Source organism: Wolbachia endosymbiont of Tuta absoluta (assembly GCF_059414725.1).
Map to the genome: position 1 here is coordinate 1 of NZ_JBNRJY010000659.1, position 305 is coordinate 305.

A 305-nucleotide genomic window follows, 5' to 3' on the forward strand; every position below is an offset into this window, starting at 1 on the left:
AGTCAAGAGCATAACAAGGACCTGCCCAATAGGAAACAGATTTTCTGTAACATTTCTCTGTGTCAGAATTCCGTTTTTCCGTTCTTAATGCCTAACTAGGTAGATACACAAAAGTTGTCTTGTAACAAAAAAGCGGGATCGATCATTGTGAGAGGCAAATAATTACCTCTTCCCTCGGTAACTATAATAAATGTTATTGCCATCCATACATATCCTTCCGTAAATAGTGCAATAATATCATTGATAAAATCAACTAGCTTATAAACGAACTGTTTTTCTAATGTATTTTGTTCTTTACACAAAAA

At 33.8% G+C, this 305-nt stretch carries 1 pseudogene; it reads right to left on the reverse strand.

Annotated features, from left to right (window positions below):
• Positions 1 to 95: 95 nt before the first annotated feature.
• Positions 96 to 305 (reverse strand): annotated as a pseudogene (locus ACJ5GX_RS07075) (hypothetical protein); the annotation flags it as partial.